The 24631-nt window shown below is 65.3% G+C and carries 29 protein-coding genes; 12 read left to right on the top strand and 17 right to left on the bottom strand.

Annotated elements, in window-relative coordinates; translation table 11 throughout:
* The first annotated feature begins 147 nt into the window (after positions 1-147).
* Positions 148-1437 carry an adenylosuccinate synthase gene (locus WJS89_RS09830; protein WP_346340755.1) on the top strand — a complete coding sequence of 430 codons (1290 nt, stop codon included), beginning with the start codon at positions 148-150 and terminating at the stop codon, positions 1435-1437.
* Positions 1434-2171 carry a class I SAM-dependent methyltransferase gene (locus WJS89_RS09825; protein ID WP_346340754.1) on the top strand — a complete coding sequence of 246 codons (738 nt, stop codon included), beginning with the start codon at positions 1434-1436 and terminating at the stop codon, positions 2169-2171. Before WJS89_RS09830 ends, WJS89_RS09825 begins: the two co-directional genes overlap by 4 nt.
* Here WJS89_RS09825 and WJS89_RS09820 read toward each other — a convergent pair.
* From WJS89_RS09820 to WJS89_RS09800, 5 genes are read right to left on the bottom strand one after another with little or no spacing between them, the layout of a single operon-like run.
* Positions 2168-2551 carry a YkvA family protein gene (locus WJS89_RS09820; protein ID WP_346340753.1) on the bottom strand — a complete coding sequence of 128 codons (384 nt, stop codon included), beginning with the start codon at positions 2549-2551 and terminating at the stop codon, positions 2168-2170. The genes WJS89_RS09825 and WJS89_RS09820 overlap by 4 nt on opposite strands.
* On the bottom strand, positions 2526-2795 hold the full coding sequence (locus tag WJS89_RS09815; RefSeq protein WP_346340752.1) for an acylphosphatase: 270 nt from the start codon (positions 2793-2795) through the stop codon (positions 2526-2528). Before WJS89_RS09815 ends, WJS89_RS09820 begins: the two co-directional genes overlap by 26 nt.
* Positions 2792-3598 (bottom strand): enoyl-ACP reductase FabI, encoded by an 807-nt coding sequence (gene fabI, locus WJS89_RS09810; RefSeq protein ID WP_346340751.1) that lies wholly within the window; start codon positions 3596-3598, stop codon positions 2792-2794. Before fabI ends, WJS89_RS09815 begins: the two co-directional genes overlap by 4 nt.
* Positions 3599-4618 carry a YihY/virulence factor BrkB family protein gene (locus tag WJS89_RS09805; RefSeq protein ID WP_346341205.1) on the bottom strand — a complete coding sequence of 340 codons (1020 nt, stop codon included), beginning with the start codon at positions 4616-4618 and terminating at the stop codon, positions 3599-3601. It abuts the gene before it with no gap.
* Positions 4615-5568: a DnaJ C-terminal domain-containing protein gene (locus WJS89_RS09800; protein ID WP_346340750.1), complete on the bottom strand. Its 954-nt coding sequence runs from the start codon at positions 5566-5568 to the stop codon at positions 4615-4617. Before WJS89_RS09800 ends, WJS89_RS09805 begins: the two co-directional genes overlap by 4 nt.
* Positions 5569-5642: 74 nt before the next feature.
* Here WJS89_RS09800 and pdxH point away from each other — a divergent pair, with 74 nt between their 5' ends.
* Genes pdxH through WJS89_RS09785 form a run of 3 tightly spaced genes read left to right on the top strand, consistent with a single transcriptional unit; the run spans position 5643 to position 7935 of the window.
* Positions 5643-6215, top strand: a complete 573-nt coding sequence (gene pdxH, locus WJS89_RS09795; protein ID WP_346340749.1) for a pyridoxamine 5'-phosphate oxidase — start codon at positions 5643-5645, stop codon at positions 6213-6215.
* Positions 6212-7150, top strand: coding sequence for a cation diffusion facilitator family transporter (locus WJS89_RS09790; protein WP_346340748.1), 939 nt, complete (start codon positions 6212-6214; stop codon positions 7148-7150). The genes pdxH and WJS89_RS09790 overlap by 4 nt, the downstream gene beginning before the upstream one ends.
* Positions 7147-7935 (top strand): PhzF family phenazine biosynthesis protein, encoded by a 789-nt coding sequence (locus tag WJS89_RS09785; protein ID WP_346340747.1) that lies wholly within the window; start codon positions 7147-7149, stop codon positions 7933-7935. The genes WJS89_RS09790 and WJS89_RS09785 overlap by 4 nt, the downstream gene beginning before the upstream one ends.
* Here the strand turns inward: WJS89_RS09785 and mnmA are convergent.
* Positions 7932-9041 (bottom strand): tRNA 2-thiouridine(34) synthase MnmA, encoded by a 1110-nt coding sequence (gene mnmA, locus WJS89_RS09780; RefSeq protein ID WP_346340746.1) that lies wholly within the window; start codon positions 9039-9041, stop codon positions 7932-7934. The genes WJS89_RS09785 and mnmA overlap by 4 nt on opposite strands.
* Positions 9042-9121: 80 nt before the next feature.
* Here mnmA and WJS89_RS09775 point away from each other — a divergent pair, with 80 nt between their 5' ends.
* The 3 genes from WJS89_RS09775 to WJS89_RS09765 all read left to right on the top strand — a co-directional run bounded on the left by WJS89_RS09775 (position 9122) and on the right by WJS89_RS09765 (position 10204).
* Positions 9122-9319 (top strand): hypothetical protein, encoded by a 198-nt coding sequence (locus tag WJS89_RS09775; RefSeq protein ID WP_346340745.1) that lies wholly within the window; start codon positions 9122-9124, stop codon positions 9317-9319.
* A gap of 92 nt (positions 9320-9411) precedes the next feature.
* Complete coding sequence (gene sciP, locus WJS89_RS09770; RefSeq protein WP_346340744.1) at positions 9412-9711, top strand: CtrA inhibitor SciP; 300 nt, start codon at positions 9412-9414, stop codon at positions 9709-9711.
* 223 nt (positions 9712-9934) lie between these two features.
* The gene (locus WJS89_RS09765) at positions 9935-10204 is read left to right on the top strand and encodes a GlsB/YeaQ/YmgE family stress response membrane protein (protein WP_346340743.1); all 270 of its coding nucleotides are present in this window, start codon (positions 9935-9937) and stop codon (positions 10202-10204) included.
* Positions 10205-10277: 73 nt separating this feature from the next.
* On the opposite strand, the gene WJS89_RS09760 is transcribed toward WJS89_RS09765, so the two are convergent.
* Together WJS89_RS09760 and WJS89_RS09755 are read right to left on the bottom strand one after the other, a co-directional pair.
* On the bottom strand, positions 10278-11000 hold the full coding sequence (locus WJS89_RS09760) for an SIMPL domain-containing protein (protein WP_346340742.1): 723 nt from the start codon (positions 10998-11000) through the stop codon (positions 10278-10280).
* 83 nt (positions 11001-11083) lie between these two features.
* The gene (locus WJS89_RS09755; RefSeq protein ID WP_346340741.1) at positions 11084-11344 is read right to left on the bottom strand and encodes a GlsB/YeaQ/YmgE family stress response membrane protein; all 261 of its coding nucleotides are present in this window, start codon (positions 11342-11344) and stop codon (positions 11084-11086) included.
* A 236-nt stretch (positions 11345-11580) separates the two neighbouring features.
* Between WJS89_RS09755 and WJS89_RS09750 the strand changes: the two genes are divergently transcribed.
* From WJS89_RS09750 to WJS89_RS09740, 3 genes are all read left to right on the top strand, one after another.
* Complete coding sequence (locus WJS89_RS09750) at positions 11581-12792, top strand: efflux RND transporter periplasmic adaptor subunit (RefSeq protein WP_346340740.1); 1212 nt, start codon at positions 11581-11583, stop codon at positions 12790-12792.
* The gene (locus WJS89_RS09745) at positions 12792-16244 is read left to right on the top strand and encodes an efflux RND transporter permease subunit (RefSeq protein WP_346340739.1); all 3453 of its coding nucleotides are present in this window, start codon (positions 12792-12794) and stop codon (positions 16242-16244) included. Before WJS89_RS09750 ends, WJS89_RS09745 begins: the two co-directional genes overlap by 1 nt.
* 89 nt (positions 16245-16333) lie before the next feature.
* Complete coding sequence (locus WJS89_RS09740; RefSeq protein ID WP_346340738.1) at positions 16334-17542, top strand: DUF445 domain-containing protein; 1209 nt, start codon at positions 16334-16336, stop codon at positions 17540-17542.
* On the opposite strand, the gene WJS89_RS09735 is transcribed toward WJS89_RS09740, so the two are convergent.
* The 4 genes from WJS89_RS09735 to WJS89_RS09720 all read right to left on the bottom strand — a co-directional run bounded on the left by WJS89_RS09735 (position 17539) and on the right by WJS89_RS09720 (position 20742).
* Positions 17539-18207 (bottom strand): phytanoyl-CoA dioxygenase family protein, encoded by a 669-nt coding sequence (locus tag WJS89_RS09735; RefSeq protein ID WP_346340737.1) that lies wholly within the window; start codon positions 18205-18207, stop codon positions 17539-17541. The two genes, WJS89_RS09740 and WJS89_RS09735, sit on opposite strands and share 4 nt — an antisense overlap.
* A gap of 3 nt (positions 18208-18210) precedes the next feature.
* Positions 18211-19491, bottom strand: coding sequence for a UDP-N-acetylglucosamine 1-carboxyvinyltransferase (gene murA, locus WJS89_RS09730; RefSeq protein WP_346340736.1), 1281 nt, complete (start codon positions 19489-19491; stop codon positions 18211-18213).
* A gap of 45 nt (positions 19492-19536) precedes the next feature.
* Positions 19537-19860, bottom strand: coding sequence for an ATP-dependent Clp protease adapter ClpS (clpS, locus tag WJS89_RS09725; protein WP_346341204.1), 324 nt, complete (start codon positions 19858-19860; stop codon positions 19537-19539).
* A gap of 159 nt (positions 19861-20019) precedes the next feature.
* Entirely contained in the window at positions 20020-20742 is a 723-nt protein-coding gene (locus tag WJS89_RS09720) for a phasin family protein (protein WP_346340735.1), read from the bottom strand.
* Between the two features lie 142 nt (positions 20743-20884).
* On the opposite strand from WJS89_RS09720, the gene gmk reads away from it, so the two are divergent.
* Positions 20885-21526, top strand: coding sequence for a guanylate kinase (gene gmk / locus WJS89_RS09715; protein WP_346340734.1), 642 nt, complete (start codon positions 20885-20887; stop codon positions 21524-21526).
* Here gmk and WJS89_RS09710 read toward each other — a convergent pair.
* Genes WJS89_RS09710 through WJS89_RS09690 form a run of 5 tightly spaced genes read right to left on the bottom strand, consistent with a single transcriptional unit; the run spans position 21523 to position 24628 of the window.
* Entirely contained in the window at positions 21523-22215 is a 693-nt protein-coding gene (locus WJS89_RS09710) for an ATP12 family chaperone protein (RefSeq protein ID WP_346340733.1), read from the bottom strand. The genes gmk and WJS89_RS09710 overlap by 4 nt on opposite strands.
* Positions 22212-22451 carry a hypothetical protein gene (locus WJS89_RS09705; protein WP_346340732.1) on the bottom strand — a complete coding sequence of 80 codons (240 nt, stop codon included), beginning with the start codon at positions 22449-22451 and terminating at the stop codon, positions 22212-22214. The genes WJS89_RS09710 and WJS89_RS09705 overlap by 4 nt, the downstream gene beginning before the upstream one ends.
* The gene (locus WJS89_RS09700) at positions 22433-23122 is read right to left on the bottom strand and encodes an HAD-IA family hydrolase (protein WP_346340731.1); all 690 of its coding nucleotides are present in this window, start codon (positions 23120-23122) and stop codon (positions 22433-22435) included. The genes WJS89_RS09705 and WJS89_RS09700 overlap by 19 nt, the downstream gene beginning before the upstream one ends.
* Positions 23119-24267, bottom strand: coding sequence for an RluA family pseudouridine synthase (locus WJS89_RS09695; protein WP_346340730.1), 1149 nt, complete (start codon positions 24265-24267; stop codon positions 23119-23121). Before WJS89_RS09695 ends, WJS89_RS09700 begins: the two co-directional genes overlap by 4 nt.
* A gap of 10 nt (positions 24268-24277) precedes the next feature.
* Complete coding sequence (locus WJS89_RS09690) at positions 24278-24628, bottom strand: ribose-phosphate pyrophosphokinase (RefSeq protein WP_346340729.1); 351 nt, start codon at positions 24626-24628, stop codon at positions 24278-24280.
* Between the last annotated feature and the right edge of the window lie 3 nt (positions 24629-24631).

Here is a 24631-nt window from a genome sequence, read left to right as displayed (position 1 = left end):
GCGCATCTGCCCCCTCCCCCGTTCCCGCAAAGGCCCCGTTCCCGCAAAGGCGCCTTTCCCGCAAAGGCCCCGTTCCCGCAAAGGGTGGACGCCGCCCCACGCTTCGCCTAGCGAGCGGACGAACTGAAAGCGGGAATCTGAGATCGCATGGCCAACGTCACCGTGATCGGCGCCCAGTGGGGCGACGAGGGCAAGGGCAAGATCGTCGACTGGCTGGCCGCACGCGCCGACCTCGTCGTTCGTTTCCAGGGGGGCCACAACGCCGGCCATACACTCGTGGTGGGCGGCACCACCTACAAATTGTCGCTGCTGCCCTCGGGCATCGTGCGCGGCACGCCGAGCGTCATCGGCAACGGCGTCGTGCTCGATCCGTGGGCGCTGAAGCAGGAAATCGAGAAGGTCGAGGCGCAGGGTGTGTCGATCACGCCCGAGACGCTCTGGATCGCCGAGAATACGCCGCTCATCCTGCCCATTCACCGCGATCTCGATGCCCTGCGCGAGGATGCGCTGGAAAAGGGCAAGATCGGGACCACGCGCCGCGGCATCGGCCCCGCCTACGAGGACAAGGTCGGCCGCCGCGCCATTCGCGTGTGCGATCTTGCCAACCTCGACGAAATCGCCCCGATCTTCGAGCGCCTTTGCGCGCACCACGACCATTTGCGCGCGGGCTTCGGGCAGGACCCCATCGACCGCAACGCGCTGATGACGGACCTCCGCGAGATCGCCGGGTTCGTCGCCCCTTATGCGCGCCCCGTCTGGCGCGACCTCGACGAGGCCCGGCGCGCGGGCAAGCGCATCCTGTTCGAAGGCGCGCAGGGTACGCATCTCGACGTCGATCACGGCACCTATCCCTTCGTCACCTCGTCCAACACCGTTTCCGGAACGGTGGGCGCAGGCAGCGGCATGGGGCCCAGTGCGGCAGGAACGGTGCTCGGTATCACCAAGGCCTATACCACGCGCGTCGGCAGCGGCCCCTTCCCGACCGAGCTGGAAGACGAGATCGGCCAGCGTCTGGGCGAGCGCGGACACGAGTTCGGAACGGTGACGAGCCGCCAGCGGCGCTGCGGCTGGTTCGACGCGGTGCTGGTGCGCAAGAGCGTCGCGGTCACCGGCATCAACGGTATCGCATTGACCAAGATCGACGTTCTCGACGGCCTCGACACGGTCAAGATCTGCACGGGGTACCGGATCGACGGCGAGACCTATGACTATCTTCCCGCCAATGCGGGCCTCCAGTCGCGGATCGAACCCATTTACGAGGAAATGCCCGGCTGGAGCGAGACCAGCGCGGGCGCGCGCAGCTGGGCCGACATGCCGGCGGCGGCGATCAAATATGTCCGCCGGATCGAGGAGCTGGTGCGCTGCCCTGTAACCCTGCTTTCGACCAGCCCCGAGCGCGACGACACCATTCTCGTCTCGGACCCCTTCAGTCAATGACGAGCCGCGAGACGACGGGCTTCCTGCCCAAGGATCATGCCGCCGATGCCCATGTCGGCTGGCGCGACAAAGCCTTCGTGGGTCTGCTTGCGCCTTTCCAGGCGCCCTTCCTGCTCAAGTCGCTGCGGGGCGGATCGAAGCGCGAGAAGGCCCGCCTGCTACGACGCCTCGACCTATCCGAGGACGCGCTTCCCAATCTTGGCTCGTGGAAGGCGGATACCGGCTTCCTGCATCTCATCTGCGATATCATCGCCGAGAAGAGGTCCCAGCGCGTCGTCGAGTTCGGATGCGGCGCGTCCAGCCTCGTCATCGCCAAGGCGCTCAAGCAAGCAGGGTGTCCGCCGCACATCAGCTTCGACCAGCACGCCGATTTCGTCGACTCGACCAGTCAATGGCTCGCCGACCAGGATCTCGACGCCGACATCCGTCACGCGCCCCTGCAACCGATCGACGAGGACTGGCCCGGCCTCTTCTACGACACCGGCCCGCTCGAGAACGGCATCGACCTCATGATCATCGATGGCCCGCCCTGGACGATCAATCCCATGACGCGCGGCGGTGCGGCCCGGCTCTTCCGCCACCTGGCGCCCGGCGCGACCGTCCTGCTCGACGATGCCGCACGCCCCGGCGAACGGCTCGTCGCGCGGCGCTGGCGCAGCGAATTTCCCGACATGGACTTCCATCTGTGGAAGGGCGGCGAGAAGGGTACGCTGATCGGTCGCAAACGCGCCTAGGCGGCCCACCGCCAGAGAAGCGCAGCCGCGACGACCCAGAGCGCGATGACGACCGCCGCGCCGGTCCTGCTGACCGGACGCTGCGCGAGATTTACCGCCTCTTTCCGGAGACGCGCGCGCGTTCGAGGGTCGATCATCCGCATGGCCAGCCACACGCCCGCGGGCACGATCAAGAGATCGTCGAGCAGGCCGAGGACGGGAATGAAATCGGGAATAAGGTCGATCGGGCTGAGCGCATAGGCCGCCGTCATCGCCGCGATCGCCTTTGCGCCCCACGACACATCCGGATCGCGTGCCGCCAGCCAGAGCATGACCGCATCCGTCTTGAGCCGCTGCGCCCAGCCGCGCCAGCGCTCAATGACGGACGGCGAACCCGTCATGGCCTTCCGGCTCCCCATCGAGGACGTCGATCGCGTCGACGCGTGCATTTGGCGGTCCGATGCGCAGCCGCTCGATCAGCGCCTGCACGGCGCCGTGCTCGCCTTCGAGGTGCGCTTCCACGCTGCCGTCTTCGCAGTTGCGCACCCATCCCGATACGCCCAGCGCCCGTGCCTCTTCCTGCGTGGTCTTGCGGAAGAAGACGCCCTGCACGTGGCCCGTGATCGAGAGGCGCCGCGCGATCATCCGGCGGTGGCGATGTCAGGCGCGTCCTCGGCCTTCATGCCGACGACATGATAGCCAGCATCGACGTGCAGCACCTCGCCCGTCACGCCGCTGGCGAGATCGCTGAGCAGATAGAGACCCGAGCCGCCGACATCCTCGATCGTGACATTGCGGCGGAGCGGCGAATTATATTCGTTCCATTTCAGGATGTAGCGGAAGTCGCCGATCCCGCTCGCCGCGAGGGTCTTGATCGGGCCGGCACTGATCGCGTTGACGCGGATGCCCTCGGGACCGAGATCGGCGGCGAGGTACTGGGTGCTCGTCTCGAGCGCGGCCTTGGCGACGCCCATGACGTTGTAGTGCGGAATGACCTTTTCCGCGCCGTAATAGGTCAGCGTCAGGATCGAGCCGCCTTCGCTCATCATCTCGCGCGCACGTCTTGCCACCGCGACGAGGCTGTAGGCGGAGATGTTCATCGTCATCAGGAAATTATCGAGGCTGGTGTCGACATATTTGCCGCGCAGCTCGTTCTTGTCGGAAAAGCCGATGGCATGGACGACGAAGTCGAGGTTGTCCCAGCGCTCCTTGAGGGTCGCGAAGGCCGCGTCGAGATTGTCCATGTCGGCGACGTCGCATTCGATGAGGAAATCGCTGCCGAGTTCGTCCGCCAGCGGCCGGACGCGCTTTTCGAGTGCCTCACCCTGATAGCTGAATGCCAGCTCGGCACCTTCGTCGGCGAGCTTCTTCGCGATGCCCCAGGCCAGCGACTTGTTGTTCGCCAATCCCATGACGAGCCCGCGTTTGCCCTTCATGATTCCGCTCATCTAACCATCTTCCCTTTTCTTGGGCGCTTCGTCCTCGCCCGGCTCCTCGACTTCGAGTTCGTGCGCGTGCGGCCCTTCGTAATGCTCGCCCTTTAGCGCCTTGTCGCCCGAGGATGCCAGCGCCGCGTTCAACTCCGCTCCCATCACCACTCCCAGCCCGACGATGTAGAAGAAGATGAGCGCCACCATCGCTCCTGCAAGGCTGCCATAGGTGCGACCGTAGCCGCCGAAAAGCCCGACAGCCTGCGGGAGGATCGCGACGGTCACCAGCCACCACAGGGTAATCGCGAGCGCTCCCGGCCACACCTTGCAATGCTTGCCGCGATAGCGTGTCGGCGTCAGCGCCCAGATGAGGGTGTAGACCGTAACGTAGAGCGTGATCGCAGGGATGATCCGCAACACCGCCACCAGCCCGGCGCCTTCCTGGCTGATCGGCAGCCAGGCGGTGATGAGGGCCTGGATGCTCGACAGCGTGAGGCTGGTCGCGAAAGCGATCATCAAGAGAAGCACCGAGCCCACGATCAGGCCGATCGAGGCCAGCCGATACTCCCAGAAGGGCGCGACCATGCGCACGCCATAGGCGCGGCGCAGCACGTCGCGGATCGTCTCGATATAGCTGCCCGTCGTCCACAGACCCACCAGCGCGCCCAGCCACAGAAGGGGGCCCGGGCGCCGCTCGGCCACTTCGAACAAGGGGTCGGCGAGCGCTTCGGCGACATTGGGCGGGAGACGCGACAGGATCGTCAGGATTGCGCTCTCGCTCGCCCCGCCCTCGCCGAGCAGTACCGCGATCGCGGTGGCGAGGATGATGAAGGGAAAGATCGCGAGCATCGAGATGTAGGCGAGGTTGCCGGCATGGATGAAGCCGTCCGAATAGACCCCGATCGCGACGCGCTTGGTGACGTCCCAAGGTCGATCGCTTTCGCGGAACCGCCGGATGGCGTCAGGCCCGAACTTGGCCTTGAGCGCGGCAAGGCGACGCCGACGCGCTTCGGGCGACTGGGGCGAGCGCTGGCTCAGCCTGAAAGCCCCGCGCGCACGTCGCCCGGGTGCGACCAGTTCTTCACGAAGGCCTTGAGGGCCGCATCGTCCTTGGGAATCGCGATCTCGAGCGTGACCAGCTGATCGCCGCGACCGCCGGTGCGTTTGGAAAATCCCTTGCCTTTGAGGCGCATGACGGTGCCGCCACTGGTGCCGGCGGGAACCGTCATCGTGACCGTGCCATCGACGGTCGGGACCTTGACCTTCGCCCCTTCCACGGCCTCCTTGAGGCTGATCGGCAAGTCGAGGCGGATGTCGTTGCCGTCGCGGCGGAAATGCTTGTGCGCCTGGATCTTCACCGTCACGATCGCATCGCCGGCGCCCGCCGGACCGGGGTCGCCCCGCCCCGCGAGCCGCACCTTCGTCCCGTCCTCGACGCCTGCGGGCAATTTCATGTCGAGGATCTTGCCGTCCGACAGCTTGACCCGTTGCGGCTCGAGCGTGGCAGCGTCGATGAAGGGGACCGTCAGCCGGTAGTTGGTGTCTTCGCCCTTGCGCGGCGGCTCGGCGCGGCGCCCGAACGGGCTGCGACGCTGTTGCTGCTGTTGCTGTTGCTGCTGGCCGCGGAAGAGACCTTCAAACAGGTCGGACAGATCGGCTTCCTCGAAGCCCTGCTGCCCACCACCGGGAAAACCCTGCGCGCGTCCGCCGGGCCCACCGAAGGGGCTGCCGCCGCCACCGCCACCGAACCCGCCGAAGGGAGACTTCTGATTTCCCTCTTCGTCGATCTCGCCACGGTCGTACTGGGCGCGCTTGTCCTTGTCCGAGAGGATGTCATAGGCCTGCGTCACCTTGCCGAACCGTTCGGCGGCCTTGGGATTGTCCGTATTGCGATCGGGGTGGAGTTGCTTGGCGAGGCTGCGATACGCCTTCTTGATCTCGGCTTCGGACGCGCCGCGCTTCAAGCCCAGTTGCTGATATAGGTCCATAAGACAGCTCTAAGCGCAATCCGGCCCGAAATGCCAGCCTTGCGTCACCTCCATCTGCCCCCTACGCGAGGGGCATGGATCCGTTCCCCCTCTTCGACGAATGGTTCGCCGAGGCGAAGGCGAACGAACCGTCAGATCCCAACGCAATGGCGCTCGGCACCGCGTCGCCGGACGGGCTACCGTCGGTCCGCATCGTGCTGATGAAAGCGCATGGCCCGGACGGCTTCGACTTCTACACGAACAAGCACAGCCGCAAGGGCGAGGATCTCAGCGCCAACCCCCATGCCGCCGCGACCTTCCACTGGAAATCGACCTACAAGCAGGTCCGGATCGAGGGGCGGATCGAGGAATTGCCGGCGTCGGCGAACGACGCCTACTTCCATAGCCGGGAACGCGACAAGCAGCTCGCCGCCGCGGCTTCCGACCAGAGCCGCCCGCTGCCGGATCGCGAGACATTTCTGAAGCGCGTCGCCACGCTCGAACAACGCTATCCGACTGGCGACCTTCCGCGACCTGATCATTGGGGCGGCTATCGCATCGTGCCCGAACGCATCGAATTCTGGGAAGGCACGCAGACCCGGATGCATCATCGCCGCCTCTTCGTCCGTGATGGTGACGCGTGGCAGGAAGGACTTCTCTACCCATGAGCGGATTTCACGGACACGAACATGCGCACGACCATCATGGGGAACGCGCCAGCCTGACGAGCCGTGCGGCGTTGTTCTCGGTGTCGGTCGCGCTCTTTCTTGTGGCGCTCAAGCTGTGGGCGAGCTGGTCGACCGACAGCGTCGCGATGCTCGGCAGCCTCGCCGATACCGCGCTCGACCTCATCGCCAGTCTCGTGACCTTTTTCGGGGTGCGCTACGCTGCCATGCCCGCCGACGAGGAACATCGCTTCGGGCATGGCAAGGCCGAGGGAATCGCAGCGCTCTTCCAGGTGATTCTCATTTCGGTGAGCGCGATCGGGATCGCCTGGCGGGCGATCGATCGCTTCGGATCGGGCGAACGGACGCAGGAGCTCGAACTGGGCGTCGGCGTCAGCGCGGTCGCCATCGCGGTGACGCTCGGATTGCTCGCCTACCAGCGCTACGTGATCCGCAAGACCGGGTCGGTCGCGATCCAGACCGATCATGTCCACTACCAGTCGGATCTGCTCCTCAACATTGCGGTGATAGCCGCGTTGCTGCTCGACCAGATCGGGAATTTCCCGCTTGCCGACCCCCTGTTCGGTGTCGCCATCGCGGCATGGCTGTTGTGGGGCGCCTGGCGCGGTGCCAGCGCCGCCATCGACCAGCTGATGGACCGCGAATGGGACGAGGAGAAGCGCGACCGTTTCGTGGCGATGATCAACAAGCATCCAGAGATGCACGGCATTCACGAACTGCGCACGCGCACCTCGGGCGGAGTGGACTTCGCCCAGTTCCACATCTGGCTCGACCCCTCGATGACGGTGTCGCAGGCGCACGACGTCATGGACGAGATCGAGGCGCGCATCCACGCCGAGTTCCCGGGCGTCGACCTCCTCATCCACCCCGACCCCAAGGGGTTGGAAGAACCCGGACAGGACACGACCCCCGAATGATCCTCCCCTTCACGCAGGTCGACGCCTTCGTCGTCGACGGCAAGCCGCTGACGGGCAATCCGGCTGCGGTGATGGTCCTTGAAGACTGGCTGCCCGACCGAATGCTGCAGGCGATCGCGATCGAGAACAATCTCTCGGAAACGGCCTTCCTCAAGCGTTCGGGCGGAGAGGCGGATTGGGACCTTCGCTGGTTCACCCCCGGCTGCGAGGTCGACATGTGCGGCCACGCCACCATCGCCAGCGGACACGCGCTCATCGGCGATGCGGACCGAGTGACGTTCGCCAGCCGTGCCGGGCTGCTTGCCGTCGAGCGATCCCCGGATGGGCTGCGGCTCGATCTTCCGGCGGCGACGGGCATGGAGACTGTCGAGGACGATGGAATTATCGAGGCCTTGCGCGTCCTGCCCCGCGCAGTCCTGCGCGCCAAAGGCGCAGAGGATACGCTTTTCGTGCTGCTCGACGACGAGGCGGCGGTGCGCGCGTGCGCACCCGACTTCGCCGCCCTGGCGCCTTACGAGGAAATGGTCGTGGTGACGGCCCCCGGCGAGACGGCCGACATTGCGAGCCGCGTCTTCGCGGTTGCCTTCGGCATCGACGAGGATCCCGTCACCGGCTCCGCCCATGCCGCGATTGCTCCCTGGTGGGCCGAGCAGCTGGGAACGACGCATTTCACCGCGCTGCAGGCGAGCGCGCGGGGCGGGCAACTCGCATGCGAGGTTGCGGACCACCGCGTCTGCCTGACGGGGCGCTGCGTTACGGTGATTGAGGGCGCGTTCCGACTCTAGGCCGCGGCGACCGCTTCGGCAGCTTGCGTAGCCGAAATCGTCCCGCCGCCCAGCAAGCGTTCGCCCTCGTAGAACACCGCCGACTGGCCGGGTGCCACGCCGAATTGCGGCGCCTCGAACGTTACGCCACCATCCGTGCGGATCGCCGGTACGGGCGGCGCTAGGCTGCGCACCTTGGCCTCCACGCGCGTCTGCTCCTCGCCGATCCAGTTGACGTCCTCGATCCTTGCCGAGGTTACGGCCAGGGCCTCCTTGGGGCCCACCACCACCTCGCGCGCGTCGGGGTCGATGCGCACGACGTAGAGCGGTTCGGGCTGGCCGCCGATTTCAAGACCGCGCCGCTGACCGATCGTATAATGGACCACGCCCGGATGCTCGCCGAGCCGATTGCCTTCAAGATCGACGATCGCTCCGGGCGCCGCCGTCTCGGGGCGCAGCTTTTTCACGAGGCTCGCATAATCGCCGTCGGGCACGAAGCAGATGTCCTGGCTGTCGGGCTTGTCGGCAACCTCCAGCCCCGCCTTCTGCGCGAGCGCGCGCACTTGCGGCTTGGGAAGGTCGCCTAGCGGGAAGCGCAGGAAGTCGAGTTGCTCGAGCGTGGTGCCGTAGAGAAAATAGCTCTGGTCACGGCGCGGATCGCGGCCTTTCCAGAGCTGCGGCTTTCCGTCCGCGCCCACCACGCGGCGCACGTAGTGGCCCGTCGCGAGGCATGTCGCGCCCAGTTCCTTCGCGAATGCGAGAAGATCGACGAACTTGACGCCCTGGTTGCACTGCGAACAGGGAATGGGCGTACGCCCCAACGCATATTGGTCCGCGAACTGGTCGATCACCCCCTCGCGGAATCGCGATTCGTAATCGAGGACGTAATGGGCGATGCCAAGCGTGTCGCAGACGGTCTTGGCGTCGTAGATGTCCTGCCCCGCACAGCAACTTCCCGAGCGCGCCACCGCCTCGCCATGGTCGTAGAGCTGAAGCGTCACGCCGATGACTTCGGCGCCGGTCTCGTGCGCGAGATGGGCGACAACGCTCGAGTCGACGCCGCCGGACATGGCGACGACGATCCGCGCGTCCTGCGCGGCGCAGGGAAGATCGAAGGGGAGAGACATTTCGTCGGCGTCTTTACCGGAAATTCACCCTGTTCGCATAGGCCTTGCGAACCATGACCGAAAAATGAGGACCGCGAGGTTTGGCAAAGCACGACCCCGATTTCGAAAAAGCGGAACAGCTCAAGCTGATCCTGAACCCTGCAGGCGTCGCGGATGCCTACAGCGACAGGCCGCGGACGGACCTCCTCATTCGATTCCTCTCGGGAGAGGAGATCGACGAGGAACTGGACGGGGCGTTCGCGTCCATCTCGCGCGAGTTTTGCGCAGGGAAAGAATGAAGGCGGCATTAACCTACGCCCGAGAGGATTTGTTCAAAGCCCGAAGTTAAACGTGGGGCCGTAACGAGATTGAAGATCAGTTGAGGATGCGAATGCTCGAAAATCAAAACATCAAGCCCGCGCAGGTGATCGGCCCCTTGGGTGAACCTCTGACGCTCGACTCGCTGCCCCCGGCCAGCACCACGCGCTGGGTCGTGCGCCGGAAAGCGGAAGTCGTCGCGGCGGTCAACGGCGGGCTCCTCAGCGTCGACGAGGCCTGCGAACGCTACGATCTCAGCCTCGAGGAATTCACCAGCTGGCAGCGTGCGGTCGATCGCTCGGGGATGCCCGGCCTCAGGGTCACGCGCCTTAAGCATTACCGCGACCAGTACGAACGCCAGCAGCGGCTCTAGGTCTTTAAACGAAGTAGCTCGGGTCCCTTCCCAAAAGGTCCCTTCCCAGGACATCCACCCGGCCTACACTTCGCGCGGCCCCGTCTTCTCCCGGACGGGGCCGCTTTTTTTGCGGTCGTGTCATCATTTTATTGGTGTCGCGACCGGAACAATCGACCCCCAAGCTGTTTTGATCTCCCAGACTGCCGCGTTAGACGGCAGGAATTAAGACAGGGAGAACATCATGGGCTTCATTCTTTTGATCATCGTCGGCGGCATCCTAGGCTGGCTTGCCAGCATGGTAATGCGCACCGACGCCCAGCAGGGTATCCTGCTCAACATCATCGTCGGGATCATCGGCGCGTTCCTGGGCGGCCTGCTGCTCTCGCCGCTGCTCGGCGCCGGCACCATCACCGGTGGCGACTATTCGATCGGCAGCCTGCTGGTCTCGCTTCTCGGCGCGATCGTGCTGCTCGCCATCGTCAATCTCGTGCGTCGCGGCCGCGTTCGCTAAGCACGGATCGATTGCAAAAAATTGGCCGGGTCGCTCGCAGGAGCGGCCCGGCCTTTTTTATGCCCTGCCCAATCTAGCGCAGTTCGAAGCGCATCGAGAGCGTCATGGCGATTTCCTGCTCGCCCGGACGAATGGGTACCGAGCGCGAGCCAGTCGCGACGATCTGGTCGGACATGGCCATCGTTTCCGGCGGCGGCGGCATGTTCCCGCCCCCCTCGGACACGTGCGCGAGCCGCACGACGCGCATCCCCAGCGCATTGGCATATGCCTCGGCACGTTGCCGCCCGACGGTCAGTGCATTGAGCCGCGCGCGATCCTGCAGGGGCTTGGCATCCGCAAAGGTTAGCGACGGCCCGTTGATCTGGTTAGCACCGGCCTTGACGAGCGCATCGACGATTTCGCCCGCCTGCTCGATGTCGCGAAACCGCACGGTGACGCTATTGCCTGCACGATACCCCGTCAGTCTCGGTTCGCGATCGTTCTGATAGTCGAACTGGGGATAGAGGTTGATGCGGCTGGTCTGGATATCGCGCTCGGCCACGCCTGCCCGATCGAGGGCCGCGAGGATCGCCTCGACGCGCGCGCTGGCCTCGCTGAGGGCCGCATCGGCGGTCGCACCGCGCGTCTCGACGCCGGTGTTGATGATCGCGAGGTCGGGCACGGCGTCGACGGTGCCGGTCGCGGCGATGTCGAGATAGGTGGGCGCGGTCGCCATGTTCTGCGCAGCCGCCGGAGCCGCCGCAAGCGACAGCGGAGCGACGGCGCACAAGGCAAGTGCGGTTTTCAGATGACGCATTCGTAAAGTCTCCCGAAATGAAGAAAGGCCGGTTTGTGCAGAGACGCACGACCGGCCTTTCCTGGTGCTGAATATGGTGAGGACTAGCGGCGTTTCATCACCAGTCGATACAAGACCAGAAGGATCAGCGCGCCGACGATGGCAGCGATGAAGCCCGCACCCTCGCCCGCTTCGTACCACCCGACCATCTGACCGAGGAAGCCCGCCAGCAATGCCCCTGCGATTCCGAGCAGGATGGTCACGATGCATCCGCCCGGGTCCTTACCCGGCATGATAAGCTTCGCGATCGCACCGGCGATCAGGCCGATGACGATCCAGGCAATCACTCCATAATCTGCAAGCATCTCGGTCTCCCTGTCATTTCTCGTAATTCGGCGGGCAAGACGCGCATCGCCTCCCGCTGTGAAATCGGTTTGCCTAGAATGACCACAATGCATGACAGAGGCAATGGCTTCTGCCATTCGTCGAAAGGTTGCTGCGATGGCTTGCGGAATCGTCTTTTTAGGCGGTGCAACTGTGCTACTGATGTGATACGCCTCCAGCGAAGATGGCGGAATTCTCCGAACAAGACGGACATGAAATGGATACGATGACCCGCGAGACCACGATGGAATGGCCCATGCTGACCGACGAAGCCGCAAAGACGCGCAAGCGGCGGCGTATCGCGCTGATCGCCGGGATCATCATCGTCGTCGCAGCACTCGTGTTCGCCTTCACATTGATGCGCGGCGAGGAAGAGGGCGCCAGCGGCCCTGCCGCCGCCGGCGCGCAGAGTGATGGCCGCGCACCGACCGTGACCGTCATCGTGCCGGGCCAGAGCGAGGTCGGACAGACGATCGTGGCCTCGGGCACGATGGGTGCGCGGCGCGACCAGTCGATCGGCGTTTCGGGCCAGGGCGGCCGCGTGACCCGAGTGCTTGTCGAGCAGGGCGATTTCGTGCGCCAAGGCCAGCTTCTCGCCTCGATCGAGCGCGACGTGCAGACGCAGCAGGCCGCACAGCAGCGCGCCTCGATCGCCGCCGCGCAGGCGGATGCCGAGCTCGCGCGCAACAATCTCGAACGCGCCCGCCAGCTCGTCGAACGCGGGTTCGTGAGCCAGGCCGACATCGACCAGCGCCAGGCGACCTACGATGCCGCTGTCGCGCGGGTCGAAGTCGCCCGCGCCCAACTTCGGCAGACGCAGGCCTCGATCGGGCAGCTCGACATTCGCGCCCCCAATTCGGGGCTCATTCTCGAGCGAAACATCGAAGTGGGACAGGTCGTCGGGGGCGGCACGCCCGTCTTCCGCATGGCGCGCGGCGGCGAGATGGAGATGCGCGCCGAGGTCTCGCAGCAGGATCTCGCCAGCATCAATGTGGGCATGAACGCCATCGTGAAGCCGACGGGTACCGAAAGCGAGTTCCAGGGCCGTGTCTGGCAGGTGGAGCCGACCATCGACCCGCAGAGCCGCCAGGGTGAAGTGCGCATCGCCATTCCCTACGATCCCGTGATCCGGCCCGGCGGGTTCGCCGAGGCGCGGATCGGCGCGGGCGCCACCACCGCTCCGCTGCTTCCCCAGTCCGCCGTCCTCGCCGATGCGCGCGGCAACTACGTGATGATCGTCAACGACGAGAACAAGGTCGAGCGGCTCGACGTGGTCATCGGCGCGGTCGACGACCGCGGCGTGACCATCGCCTCGGGCCTCTCGGGCAACGAGCGGATCATCAGCCGCGCGGGCAGCTTCGTCACGGTCGGCCGCGAAGTCTCACCGGTGCGCGCCGCCGCACGACCCGCCGCGAACGGAGCGCAATAGTGAACTTTCGCAACATTTCCGCATGGAGCGTGCGCAACCCGGTGCCACCCATCGTGCTGTTCGCGATCCTGCTCCTCGCAGGCATCGTGTCGTTCAGCCGGATGGAGATCACCAACAACCCCGACATCGATTTTCCCGCCGCCACCGTGACGGTCGTCCAGCCCGGCGCGGCGCCCGAGGAGCTCGAGAACCAGGTCGCCCAGCGCGTCGAGGCGGCGATCCGCTCGATCGAAGGCGTCGACGAGATGGAAACCACCATCAACCAGGGCAGTTCGAACACGTTCGTCCAGTTCGAGATCGGCACCGATACCGATCGCGCGGTCAACGACGTGCGCAACGCCATCTCGCAGATCCGCGGCGATCTGCCCGCCGGCATTCTCGAGCCGCGTGTCGGTCGCGTCGATATTTCCAACGATTCGCTGAGCTTCATCGCGGCGCGCACCACCGACATGACCCTCGAGGAACTGTCCTGGTTCATCGATAACGAGGTCTCGCGTCGCCTGCTCGGCGCCGAGGGCATTGCCGAGGTCAGCCGTTTCGGCGGTGTCGACCGCGAGATCAAGGTGACGTTGCGGCCCGAAGCCATCCAAGCGCGCGGCCTCACCGCTGCCGACGTCAACAACCAGCTGCGCCAGCTCAACATCAACGCGGCGGGCGGGCAGACCGAACTTGCGGGCTCGAGCCAGTCGGTTCGCGTGCTCGGCAATGCCGATACTGCCGCCGAACTCGCCGAGACCGTGCTCTCGACCCGGCAGGGCACGGTGCGCCTTCGCGACATCGCCGACGTGCGCGATGCCGCCAGCGAACAGACCAGCTTCGCGCGGATGAACGGCGCCGAAGTCGTCGTCTTCAACTTCAGCCGGGCCAAGGGCCAGTCCGACATCACCGCCTATGATGCGGCGTGGGAAGTGCTCAACCAGATCGAGCAGGACGATCCGCGGATCGATTTCATCGAGATTTCCAACAGCGTCGATTACACCCGGACGCAGTACGAAAGCTCGATGCAGGCGCTCATCGAGGGCGCGGTGCTCGCCGTGCTCGTCGTCTTCCTGTTCCTGCGCGATTTTCGCGCCACCATCATCGCTGCCGTCGCGATCCCGCTGTCGGCGATCCCGGCCTTCTTCTTCATGGACCTGATGGGGATCAACCTCAATTTCCTCAGCCTGCTGGCGCTCGCGCTGGTGGCGGGGGTGCTGGTCGACGATGCGATCGTGGAGATCGAGAATATCGTGCGCCACATGCGCATGGGGAAGACCCCGTATCAGGCCAGTATCGACGCCGCCGACGAGATCGCGTTGGCCGTGCTCGCCACCACGACCACGATCATCGCGGTCTTCCTGCCCGTCGCGCTGATGCCGGGCATTTCGGGACAGTTTTTCCAGAATTTCGGCTTCACGGTCGTTCTCGCCGTGCTCGTCTCGCTGTTCGTCGCGCGCATGATCACGCCGCTGATGGCTGCCTATTTCCTGCGCGACGAAGGGCATGAACAAACCGCCGACGGCTATTTCATGCGCAAGTATCTCAACGTGCTGCGCTGGACGATTTCGAGCCGCAACTCCAAGGCGCGGCTTGCGCGCCTCGAGGCACCGGACGGCCGCACGTCGTACAAGCGCGTGCCGCTGATCATTGCGGCGATCCTCGCCTTTGCGGGCGCGCTCATGCCCTATCTGTCCGGCCGTCCGGGCCCGGACGGCGAAATGATACCGCCCAAGGCCTTCGAAGGTCTTTCGAGCATCTTCGAATTCCTCCTGATGTTCGGGCTCTATTTCCTCGTCGCCGCGGTTCTCGTGAGCCTCGTCACCATCCTCATCGGAAGCCTTTTCGGCGCGATGAACGGGCACAGCGGCTGGGGACAGCGCGCGCGCTATCGCCTCAAGCGGATCTGGGCGCGCCTGCACGACCACCGCCTCTCCGCAGTCGTCGCGGGCATCGCGATCCTCGCGCTGACCGGTGTCCTGTTCGGGATGCTTTTCCAGACCTTCCGCTTCAGTCCCGAAGAGAACCGCGACACGTCCTCGGTCTCGATCAGCCTGCCTCCGGGGGCGACCATCGAAGCGACCGCCGACGTCGTCGAGGATGTCGCCACCATCGTCCAGCAGCATCCGCAGGTCGAGACGGTCTTCCAGCGCATCTTCGCCGGCAGCGGCTACGTCAACGTCATCTGGAACGAGGATCGTCCGCGGCCCTCGCCCGAATATGAGCGCGAACTCGCCCCCGAACTTGCCGCCGTCCCCGATGCCCGCGTCAACTTCCAGTCGCAGGGCCAGGGCGGCGGTGGCGGGCAGGCCATTACGGTCAACCTCGGCTCGAGCGATCCGCAGCTGCTCGAGGAGACGGCCTACAAGCTGGTCGAGGAAATGTCCGGGCGCCCCGAACTGGTTGGCGCGCGCGTGACGGGCGACGACATCCGTCCCGAGATCAACATCATCCCCCGCTTCGACCTTGCGGCCGATCTCGGCGTCACCACGACCTCGCTGAGCCAGACGATCCGCATCGCCACGCAGGGCGAGATCGACCAGAACAGCGCGCGCTTCAGCCTGTCCGACCGGCAGGTGCCGATCCGCGTCGCGCTGTCCGAAGCCGAGCGCGAGAATTTCGACACGCTGTTGAACCTTCCCGTTCCCACCGCGAATGGCGGCTCGGTTCCGCTTCGCGCGGTCGCCGAGATCGGCTTCGGCGCGGGTCCGACGTCGATCCGTCGCTACGACCAGCAGCGCACGCTGGCGGTCGGCACCGACCTTGCGCAAGGCGTCGAGCAGGGCGTGGCCCGCAAGATCATCGACGAACTGCCGACGATGCAGAACCTTCCGCGCGGCGTGCAGAAGGTCGAGCGAGGAGAGGAGAAGTGGCAGGGCGAGCTTCTCAATAACTTCTTCGTCGCGCTGGGCTCTGGCGTCCTGCTCATGTTCGCGGTGCTGGTGCTGCTCTACCGCCGGTTCCTCGCGCCGCTCGTCAACATGGGGTCGCTGCTGCTCGCGCCATTGGGCGCCGCGATCGCGCTGCTCCTGTCGGGCCTCGTGCTGTCGCTCCCCGTCTTCATCGGCGTGCTGCTCCTCTTCGGCATCGTCGCCAAGAACTCGATCCTGCTGGTCGATTTCGCGCTCGATATGATGGACCAGGGAATGACCAAGGACGAAGCTATCGTGGAAGCGGGACACAAGCGCGCCCAGCCGATCGTCATGACCACGGTCGCGATGGTGGCGGGGATGATCCCGATCGCTCTGTCGCTGCACGGCGATTCCAGCTGGCGCGCGCCGATGGGCGCGGCGGTGATCGGCGGTCTCATCTTCTCGACCGCGCTGACGCTGCTTCTGGTTCCTGCCTTCTTCAGCCTCGCGCTCGACGTCGAGAAGAAGCTGGCCGGACGTCTCGGAGGCCTCGTCAACGAGAATGAGCAGGATCCGCATCGCATCACGCAGGGCGAGCCGACGCGCGCCTTGCCCGCGGAGTGACTTTCGCAACCCTGATGCGTTAGGCGGGGACGATGACCGGCCCCGCCTCCCTCTCGCGATTTTCGCCCGACCAGCCAGGCGCCGGGGGCATGAAGCGGCTCGCCACGGGACTTCTGCTCCTGATGGCGGTCCTCTACTTCGGTTCGCGCCAGCTCGAGCCCGCGTATCCCTGGCTCGAATGGGTCGAAGCCTTCGCCGAGGCCGCGATGGTCGGCGCACTCGCCGACTGGTTCGCGGTGACCGCGCTCTTCCGCCATCCGCTCGGCCTCCCCATCCCGCACACTGCCATCATTCCGCGCAACAAGGAGCGGATCGGGAACGCCCTGTCGCGCTTCCTCAAGGAGAATTTCCTCACGCCCCCCGTCATCGCGCGCCGGATGCGCCGGACCGACGTGGCGGGAGCGCTGGGTCGCTTCCTCGCTCGCCCCTCGGGCGCGGAAAGCCGGATGCGCGCGGGCGCCAGCCGTCTCATCGCCGATGCCTTCGAAAGCCTCGACGACGAACGCCTGGGCGGGATCGCCAAGCAGGCGCTCGCCACGCGTCTCAAGCGGATGCAGGTCGCGCCCGTCCTCGGCCGCGCACTCGCGGTCGCCATCAACGAGGACCGCCACCTGCCCGTCATCGACAAGGCCGTTGCCTATCTCGCCGACGCGCTCGACGACAATGAGCATATGATCCGCGACATGGTGCATAAGCGCACCAGCTGGCTGCTGCGCATGGCGACGGTCGATGAAAAGATCGCCGACCAGATCGTGGAAGGGCTACGGAAGCTTTTCCGCGACATGGAGGGTGATCCCGCGCACCCTGTCCGCATCCAGATCGAGCATCGCCTCGCCGACTTCGCCAACGACCTCCAGACCGACCCCGCGCTGCAGACCAAGGTCGAGGCGTGGAAAATCCGCGCGCTCGAGAACAACAGCTTCACGCTCTGGCTCGACGATCTGTGGCAACGCTTCCGCAAGGGCATCGTCGACACCGCCCATGCCCCCGATACCGCCATGGCGGGGCAATTGGGCGACGTGCTCCAGTCGATGGGGACCAGCCTTCAGGAAGACGAGCGCCTCAAAACCGCGATCAACCGCTTCACCCGCCGAACCGTCGTCGGCATGGCGGCGAGCTACGGCGACAGCATCGTCACCCTCGTCAGCGACACGATCCGCTCGTGGGACACGTCCACGGTTACCGACCGGCTCGAGGGCGCGGTCGGGCGCGATCTTCAATATATCCGCATCAACGGAACGCTGGTGGGCGGGCTCGTCGGTGCGAGCCTGCATGCGCTGGGGAAGCTTGGGATTTAATTTACCGCCCACTCGAGGCCTTCGCCGGGATGACCTATCGCGAAATCAATCTGCAAAACGCGGCGGCGTCGATGAGTAACGGAAGGAGCGGATCGATGGACGATCAAGGTCCGATAAGCCCACAGGTCGCCAGCGGCCGCAAAGCATCGGTACACGTCGTCCGCTTGGTTCGCCCGCGCCTCCAACTTGCTTTTTAAGATGCGGCCTTCACGATGTGATCCGGGAAGAACTTCCAACGCGCCATTGTCGCGATCGACTGGATCGAGATGCGCCCTCAGGGTGATCATTTCCTGCAGCAAGGCGACGGGCGGCTCGGCATGCGGAATCCCGTCCTTAACTGTCCAAGGCCCAAATCCGATAGCATCGGTCCGCTTTGCCAACGCCACCGTGCGGTCCTGATGCCATCCGACGCCCCAATTGGTCTGCAACTCTTTATCGAAGAGCGTAATACGAACTGGCCGCGCTGTGCCCTGCAAAAGTCGGCTCGCGGCGCGGACAAGGCTGGACTGCTCGGCCAATAGCGGTCCGGCCTCCTTTCGATTGTGCAGTCGGAGGCCGGGGCGCCCGGCCAAGCGCTCGAACAAATTCTTGCCGAATGAAAGCTCATCGCAGGACATAGCGCCTGCTAGATGAAGGTAACCCAACCGCTCGAAGTCGGTCGTCACCCGCTACTCCGAGCGCCGCTCGATCGTCGCGCCGACCGCCGCCAGCTTTTCTTCCAGCCGCTCGTAGCCGCGGTCGAGGTGGTAGACGCGAAGGACTTCGGTCTCGCCCTTCGCCGCCAGCCCCGCGATCACGAGGCTCATCGAGGCGCGCAGGTCGGTCGCCATCACCTTGGCGCCCGTCAGCCCCTCGACGCCGCGCACGATCGCGCTGCGCCCGCGCGTCTCGATCTCGGCGCCCATGCGGCGGAGTTCGGGAACGTGCATATAGCGGTTCTCGAAGATCGTCTCTTCCATGAAGCTGTCGCCGTCCGCGAGCGTCATCATCGCCATGAACTGCGCCTGCATGTCGGTCGCGAAGCCCGGATAGGGTGCGGTCGAGATGGCGAGCGGACGCAGCTTGTCGGTGGCGGAGACCTTGATGCCTTCGTCGGTGAACTCGGTGAGCAACCCAGCCGCCGCCAGCGCATTGGTGGTCGCCAACATGTCGCCCGAACGCGCGCCGACCAGCTCGATCGACCCGCCGGTGATTCCCGCCGCACAGGCGTAGCTGCCCGCCTCGATCCGGTCCGGCATGACCTCGTACTCGGCCCCGTGCAGCGCTTCGACGCCCGTGATGATGAGGTGTCCCGATCCGATCCCGTCGATCTTGGCGCCCATCGCGACGAGGCAATTGCACAGGTCGATGATTTCGGGTTCGCGCGCGGCGTTGAACAGCTGGGTCTGACCCGTCGCCAGCGTCGCCGCCATCACCGCATTTTCGGTCGCGCCGACTGAAACAACCGGAAACGTATATTCGCCCCCAGGCAGCTTCCCGCCCGGTGCGCTCGCCTTCACATAACCCTCGGCCAGCTCGATATCGGCGCCCATCGCTTCCAGCGCGCGCAGATGCAGTTCGATGGGCCGATCGCCGATCGCGCAGCCGCCGGGGAGCGAGACGGTGCTCTCGCCCATCCGCGCGAGCATCGGCCCCAGCACGAGGATCGAGGCGCGCATCTTGCGGACGAGCTCGTAGGGCGCGACGGTCGAATCGATATGGCTGGCATCGAGCGTGATCGCGCGGTTGGTGCGTCCGCCCTTCTTGCCCGCAAAGGCGGTGCCGACGCCAAGCTCGTTCATCAGGTGCGAAAAACTGTCGACGTCCGCAAGACGCGGCAGGTTCGACAGCGTCAGCTTCTCTTCGGTGAGCAGCGCGCAGGGGATGAGCGTGAGCACGGCATTCTTCGCGCCCGAAATGGGGATCTTCCCCTCGAGCCGCTTGCCGCCTTCGATCCAGATCGTATCCATGGGGAAAAGGGCTTAGCGCCGCCGACGCTCAGCGCAAGGGCAGGCTCACGCCTTCTCGAGCGTGCACTGTAACGGGTGCTGGTTCTCGCGCGCGAAATCCATCACCTGGCTGACCTTGGTCTCGGCCACCTCGTAGGGAAAGACGCCGCAGATCGCGACGCCCTGCTGGTGGACCTGCAGCATCACGCGGGTCGCATCCTCGATGCCCATATTGAAATAGCGCTGGAGGACGAGAACGACGAATTCCATCGGCGTATAATCGTCGTTGAGCATCAGCACCTTGTAGTTGCTGGGCTTCTTGGTCTTGGGGCGCGTGCGGACCGCGACGCCGGTATCGGTATCGTCGTCCTCGTCGGCAGGACCCGCCATCATCGGCTGATTCGTCAGTTCAAGCATCACGGCACCTGATATGGGATGGCGCACGCGCATCGCAACAGGGCGATACGTCCACACCGGCTTCCAAAAGAAAAGGGCCGCCGTCCCGCAATGGGAAGGCGGCCCTTCTTCTCGATCGGTCTTTACCGAGGCTTACGCCATCAGGCTCTTGACCTTTTCGGCGTTGACGCTGGCGCGGTTCGAAACCGGCTGCATCGCGTCACCGGCGAGCTTGACCATGCGTTCGGTCAGCTTGCTCGATTCCGAAATCATGCGATCGAAGCTCGACTTGGCGAGTTCGGCCTGGAGGCTCATGAACTCGGCCGGGGTCTTGGCTTCGGCGAGGAGGCGCAGATTGTCCGAGCCACGCTCGAACTGGCTGCGGCTGTCCTCGATCATCTCGGTGCCGAGATCCTTGGCACCCGAGGCGGCAATGCGCGTGGCTTCGATCACGGCTTCGACGTTGGCCTTGGCCATCTCGGCCAGTTCCTCGGTCGCGGCGCGCGACTTGGCCATCAGCTCTTCGCCCTGCTTGCCGGCGTTCGCCATCAGTTCCTCGACCTTGTCGGCGTTCGGCATGTCGTAGCCACCAAACCAGCTGTTCATGTCAAAATTGGTCATTTTCTTTCCCTTATTCTTGTTCGGCGCGACCTTGGCAGCGGCGTCGATGTTGTTCTTGGCGGCCTTGGCGACCTTGCGGTTGGCAGCGGTGGTGGCCTTGGCGGATTTCTTCACCGTCTTCTTCGCAGCAGCAGCAGTCTTTTCGACCGCCTTCGTCTGCGTCTCGGCGACCTTCGCGGTCACGTCGGCAACGGCTTTTTCGTTATTCTCGACCGCTTTCTTCGCGGTTTCGTCAAGTTTCTTCTGATCGGTCATCGTCTCGTTCTTCCTATCTCTTTGTTGCACCCATTTTATGGTGCAGCGCACAATATGTCAAGGTCTATGCTGCGATGCACAATGGTTCGTCGCGGCTGGGCAACGACTTGACGCGCGGCCCCGCGCTCGCCATCCATTCGCGATGGAACGGCTCTCCAAAGATCGCCGCGGTCTGCTGATCGTATTGTCCAGTCCCTCGGGGGCCGGAAAGACCACGATCAGCCGCGCGCTGATGGCCGCCGACCCGACGATTTCCATGTCGGTCAGCGCCACTACGCGTCCGCCTCGTCCCGGCGAGGAAGACGGCGTGCATTATCACTTCGTATCGGACGCGAAGTTCGACGAGATGGTCGAAGCCGGCGAATTCGCCGAATGGGCCTATGTCTTCGACCATCGCTACGGCAGCCCCAAGGAGCCGATCAAGCAGTCCTTGAAAGACGGCCGCGACATCCTCTTCGACATCGACTGGCAGGGGACGCAGAGCCTCGAATATGCCTTCGGCAACGAGTTGGTGCCGATCTTCATCCTGCCCCCTTCGATGGCCGAGCTCGAACGGCGCCTGCGCAGCCGCGCGACCGACAGCGAGGAAGTGATCAAGTCTCGAATGAAGCGCGCCGCCAGCGAGATCGGCCACTGGGACAGCTACGATTACGTCCTCATCAACGATGATGTCGAAATGTGCCTCGCGCAGGTCAAATCGATCGTCGAGGCCGAGCGGCTTCGCAAGATCCGCCATCCCGATCTGCCCAATGTCGTTCGCGCGATGGTCGAGCGCCCCAACTAGAGAAGTTCAAGAAAGCGCGCGCCCGCGAGGAAATCCGCGCGCCGTGCGGCGGCGGCCTTTTCGGCTTCCTCGTCCGCGCCCCATTGCTCGTTCTGGTACAGCCGATCGACCTCGACCGCGTCCCACGCCGCCTCGGGCGCCACCGCCCCGTGCCGCACGGCGAGCGCCGCCACGAGCGAGCCCCCAATCCGCACCAGCGGCGTCAACCCCGCGAGAGCGAACGCATCCTCGCTTCTGACGGCTCCTGCCAGCCGCTCGAGCGTCGTCTCGGGCTGGTCGACCGGCGCGATGCCGGAGGTGCGCTCGAACGCGACATCGTAGCGCTGCGCCGCCCAGTCGAGGAGCGGGTCCCACGCTTCTGCTTCGCGCTCGGCCAGCGCGTCCGGATGGTCGGCGCGGTAGCAGCACAATTCGCTCGTCGCGAAACCTGCAAGCTCGTCGGCAAAGGCGTCGCGGCCGTTCTCGATGCGATCGATCGCGGCATTGGCCAGCCCCGTCAGCGGCATGTCGCGCGGGTCGATGTCGCCCTCGCCGACAGTGTTCCATTCATCCGCGATCGCGTTCGCCAGTGCCTCGCTCGGCACCACGAGCGCCTTGCGCGCCGGCGTCTGGACGTCGCGCCCGTCCAGCACGACGCCCCAGCCGTCTTCGCGTTCGACGACGGCGGCCTCTTTCCAGAACCGTTTCACGCGCGGTCGGCCATTTCCCACCGACGGCGTAACAGCCGCGGCCCGCCAAAGCCGGTGGCGACGCCGGCGAGCGCCAGCAAGACGCCCAGCACCGGCTGATCCTCTCCCAGCGGATTGCGTGCGCCCAGCAGCGCTCCGGCGAGCACCAGCACGACGCCCGTCATCCGCACCAGCGCGAACGCCTCGAACCGGCGCTTCCACTCCGCATCGCTGACGCTCACTGCCCGTCTTCCCACCACGCGCCCGCGCGCCAGGCCTGCGACAGCGTCAGCACGTCCTCGGGCTTGGCGGCGATCGCATGCGCGCCGCCTTCGTCCAGTTCCTGTGTCGAGTGATAGCCCCAGGTGACTCCGATCGCCCCCACGCCGGCATTGCGCGCCATGCGCATGTCGTGCGCGGTATCGCCGATGAGCACGGTGTCCTTGGCCTCGGCATAACAATCGCTCATCGCCGAATAGATCATCGACGGGTTGGGCTTGGAGGGATGACGGTCTGCGGTGTGGAGACATTTAAAGAGATCGTGCCAGCCGTGCAGGTCGAGCACGTGGTGCAGCCCCTTTTCGGACTTCCCCGTCGCGACCGCCAGCGTCCAGCCCTCGATACGGAAGGCTTTCAGGAGATCATCGATGCCATCGTAAGGCGTCTCGACGGCTTCGCCCCGCTGCCGCAGATCGACGAAGGCTTCCTTGTAGGTCTCTGCCAGCGCGGCATGATCGGCGTCGGGAATGAGTGCCTGCATCGCTTCCACCAGCGACAGGCCGATGACCTTTTGGGCCTCCTCGCGCGGCGGACAGTCGTGCCCGTGGCGCCTGAGCGACTGATCCAGCGCCTGGTGGATGGTCGCACCGCTATCGACGAGCGTGCCGTCGCAATCGAAGATCGCGAGTTTGGTCACGGCATCGTTCACCGCCCACGCCCCTTCGGCGGCCCCTTGCGCCCCGGCTTGCCGCGTGCGGGATTGGCCCGCCCTCTTGCGCCGCGACTGCGACGCTCGGTCTTGCGGACCTTCTTGAGATCCTTCTGGATGTTCTTCTTCCGCCGGATCTTCGCCTCGAGACTCTGCCCAGGATCGGGGGCGGTCAGCGGCAGGTTGTCGCCATCGCGCGCCTCGAAGCCGAGGTTGGCGAGGCTGTCGGAAAAATGCGGCGGCAGATCGGCTTGTCGATCGATGGTCTTGCCGCCGGGCGCATCGATCCGCAGACGCCGTGCGTGGAGGTGCAACTTGCGACTGATACCCCCCGTCAGCATCGCGTCGGCACCGCCATATTTGGCATCGCCCACGATCGGATGTCCCACCGCCGCCATATGCGCGCGCAGTTGGTGGGTGCGGCCCGTAAGCGGCTGCAGCTCGACGAAGGCGGCACGATGGCCGGCGCGGTCGATGACGCGGATCTTGGTGCGCGCCGACTGGCCGCCTTCCATGTCGACGTGCATCTTCTCGCCGCCCGAACCCGGCTGCTTGGCGAGCGGCAGGTCGATGATCCCGTCCGAGACCTCGGGCACGCCCGCCACGATCGCCCAATAGACCTTCTTCGCCGTCCGCCCCGCGAAGGCTTTCGAGAAATGCGCCGCCGCCCGCGGCCCGCGCGCCACGAGGATGACGCCCGACGTATCCTTGTCGAGCCGGTGGGCCAGCTTGGGCTTGCCCTTTTCGTCCTCGTCGAGTCCGTTCAGGAGGCGGTCGAGATGCTGATTGGTCTTGGTCCCGCCCTGCGTCGCGAGGCCCGGCGGCTTGTTGAGCACAAAGGCATCGGGCGTTTTGGCGATCACCATCGCCTGCACCGCGTCCAGTTCATCGTCGGTCAGTTCGACCTTCGGCTTTTCGCGCTTCTCGACCTGCGGTTCGTGATCGGGCGGCACGCGGATCTGCATGCCCGTGCCGATGCGGTCGCCGGGGTTGGTGCGCCCGCCATCGAGGCGCAACTGCCCGGTACGCGCCCATTTGGCGATCGTGCCGAAGCTCGTCTCGGGCTGGTGGCGCTTGAACCATCGGTCGAGGCGGATGCCGTCATCCTCCTCGTCCACGGTATAGGTGCGGACATCGTCGCTCATGCGCCGCTCCCTAGCGCCTCGCCGCCCAATAGTCGAAGACCTTCTGCTGGCACGCTGCGATATAGCGCGCGGCCTCGGGCCCTTCCCACGGGCCTCTATAGTCGCCCGTGTCAAGTCCGATCCACCAGCCCTGCCCGGGCAGCCCGTCCGACTGGCGAACGACCAGCACCGCAAGCTCGGGCTCGCCACGCCCCCGCGCATCGGCATCGACGTCGGCGAGCGTGGCGCACAGGGCGCGCATCTTGGGGCGCGAGAAGCGATAGCCGAGATGTTCGAGAATTTCCGAATAGGTCAGCGCGGTGCCGGCCTGCGCCGCGCCGACCAGATGCGCGCGCACTTCTTCTGGGTCGTCGATTGCCATGGT

The sequence above is a fragment of the Sphingomicrobium aquimarinum genome (assembly GCF_039655735.1).
Lineage (GTDB): Bacteria > Pseudomonadota > Alphaproteobacteria > Sphingomonadales > Sphingomonadaceae > Sphingomicrobium > Sphingomicrobium aquimarinum.
This window is presented reverse-complemented; position numbering and strand designations above follow the sequence as displayed.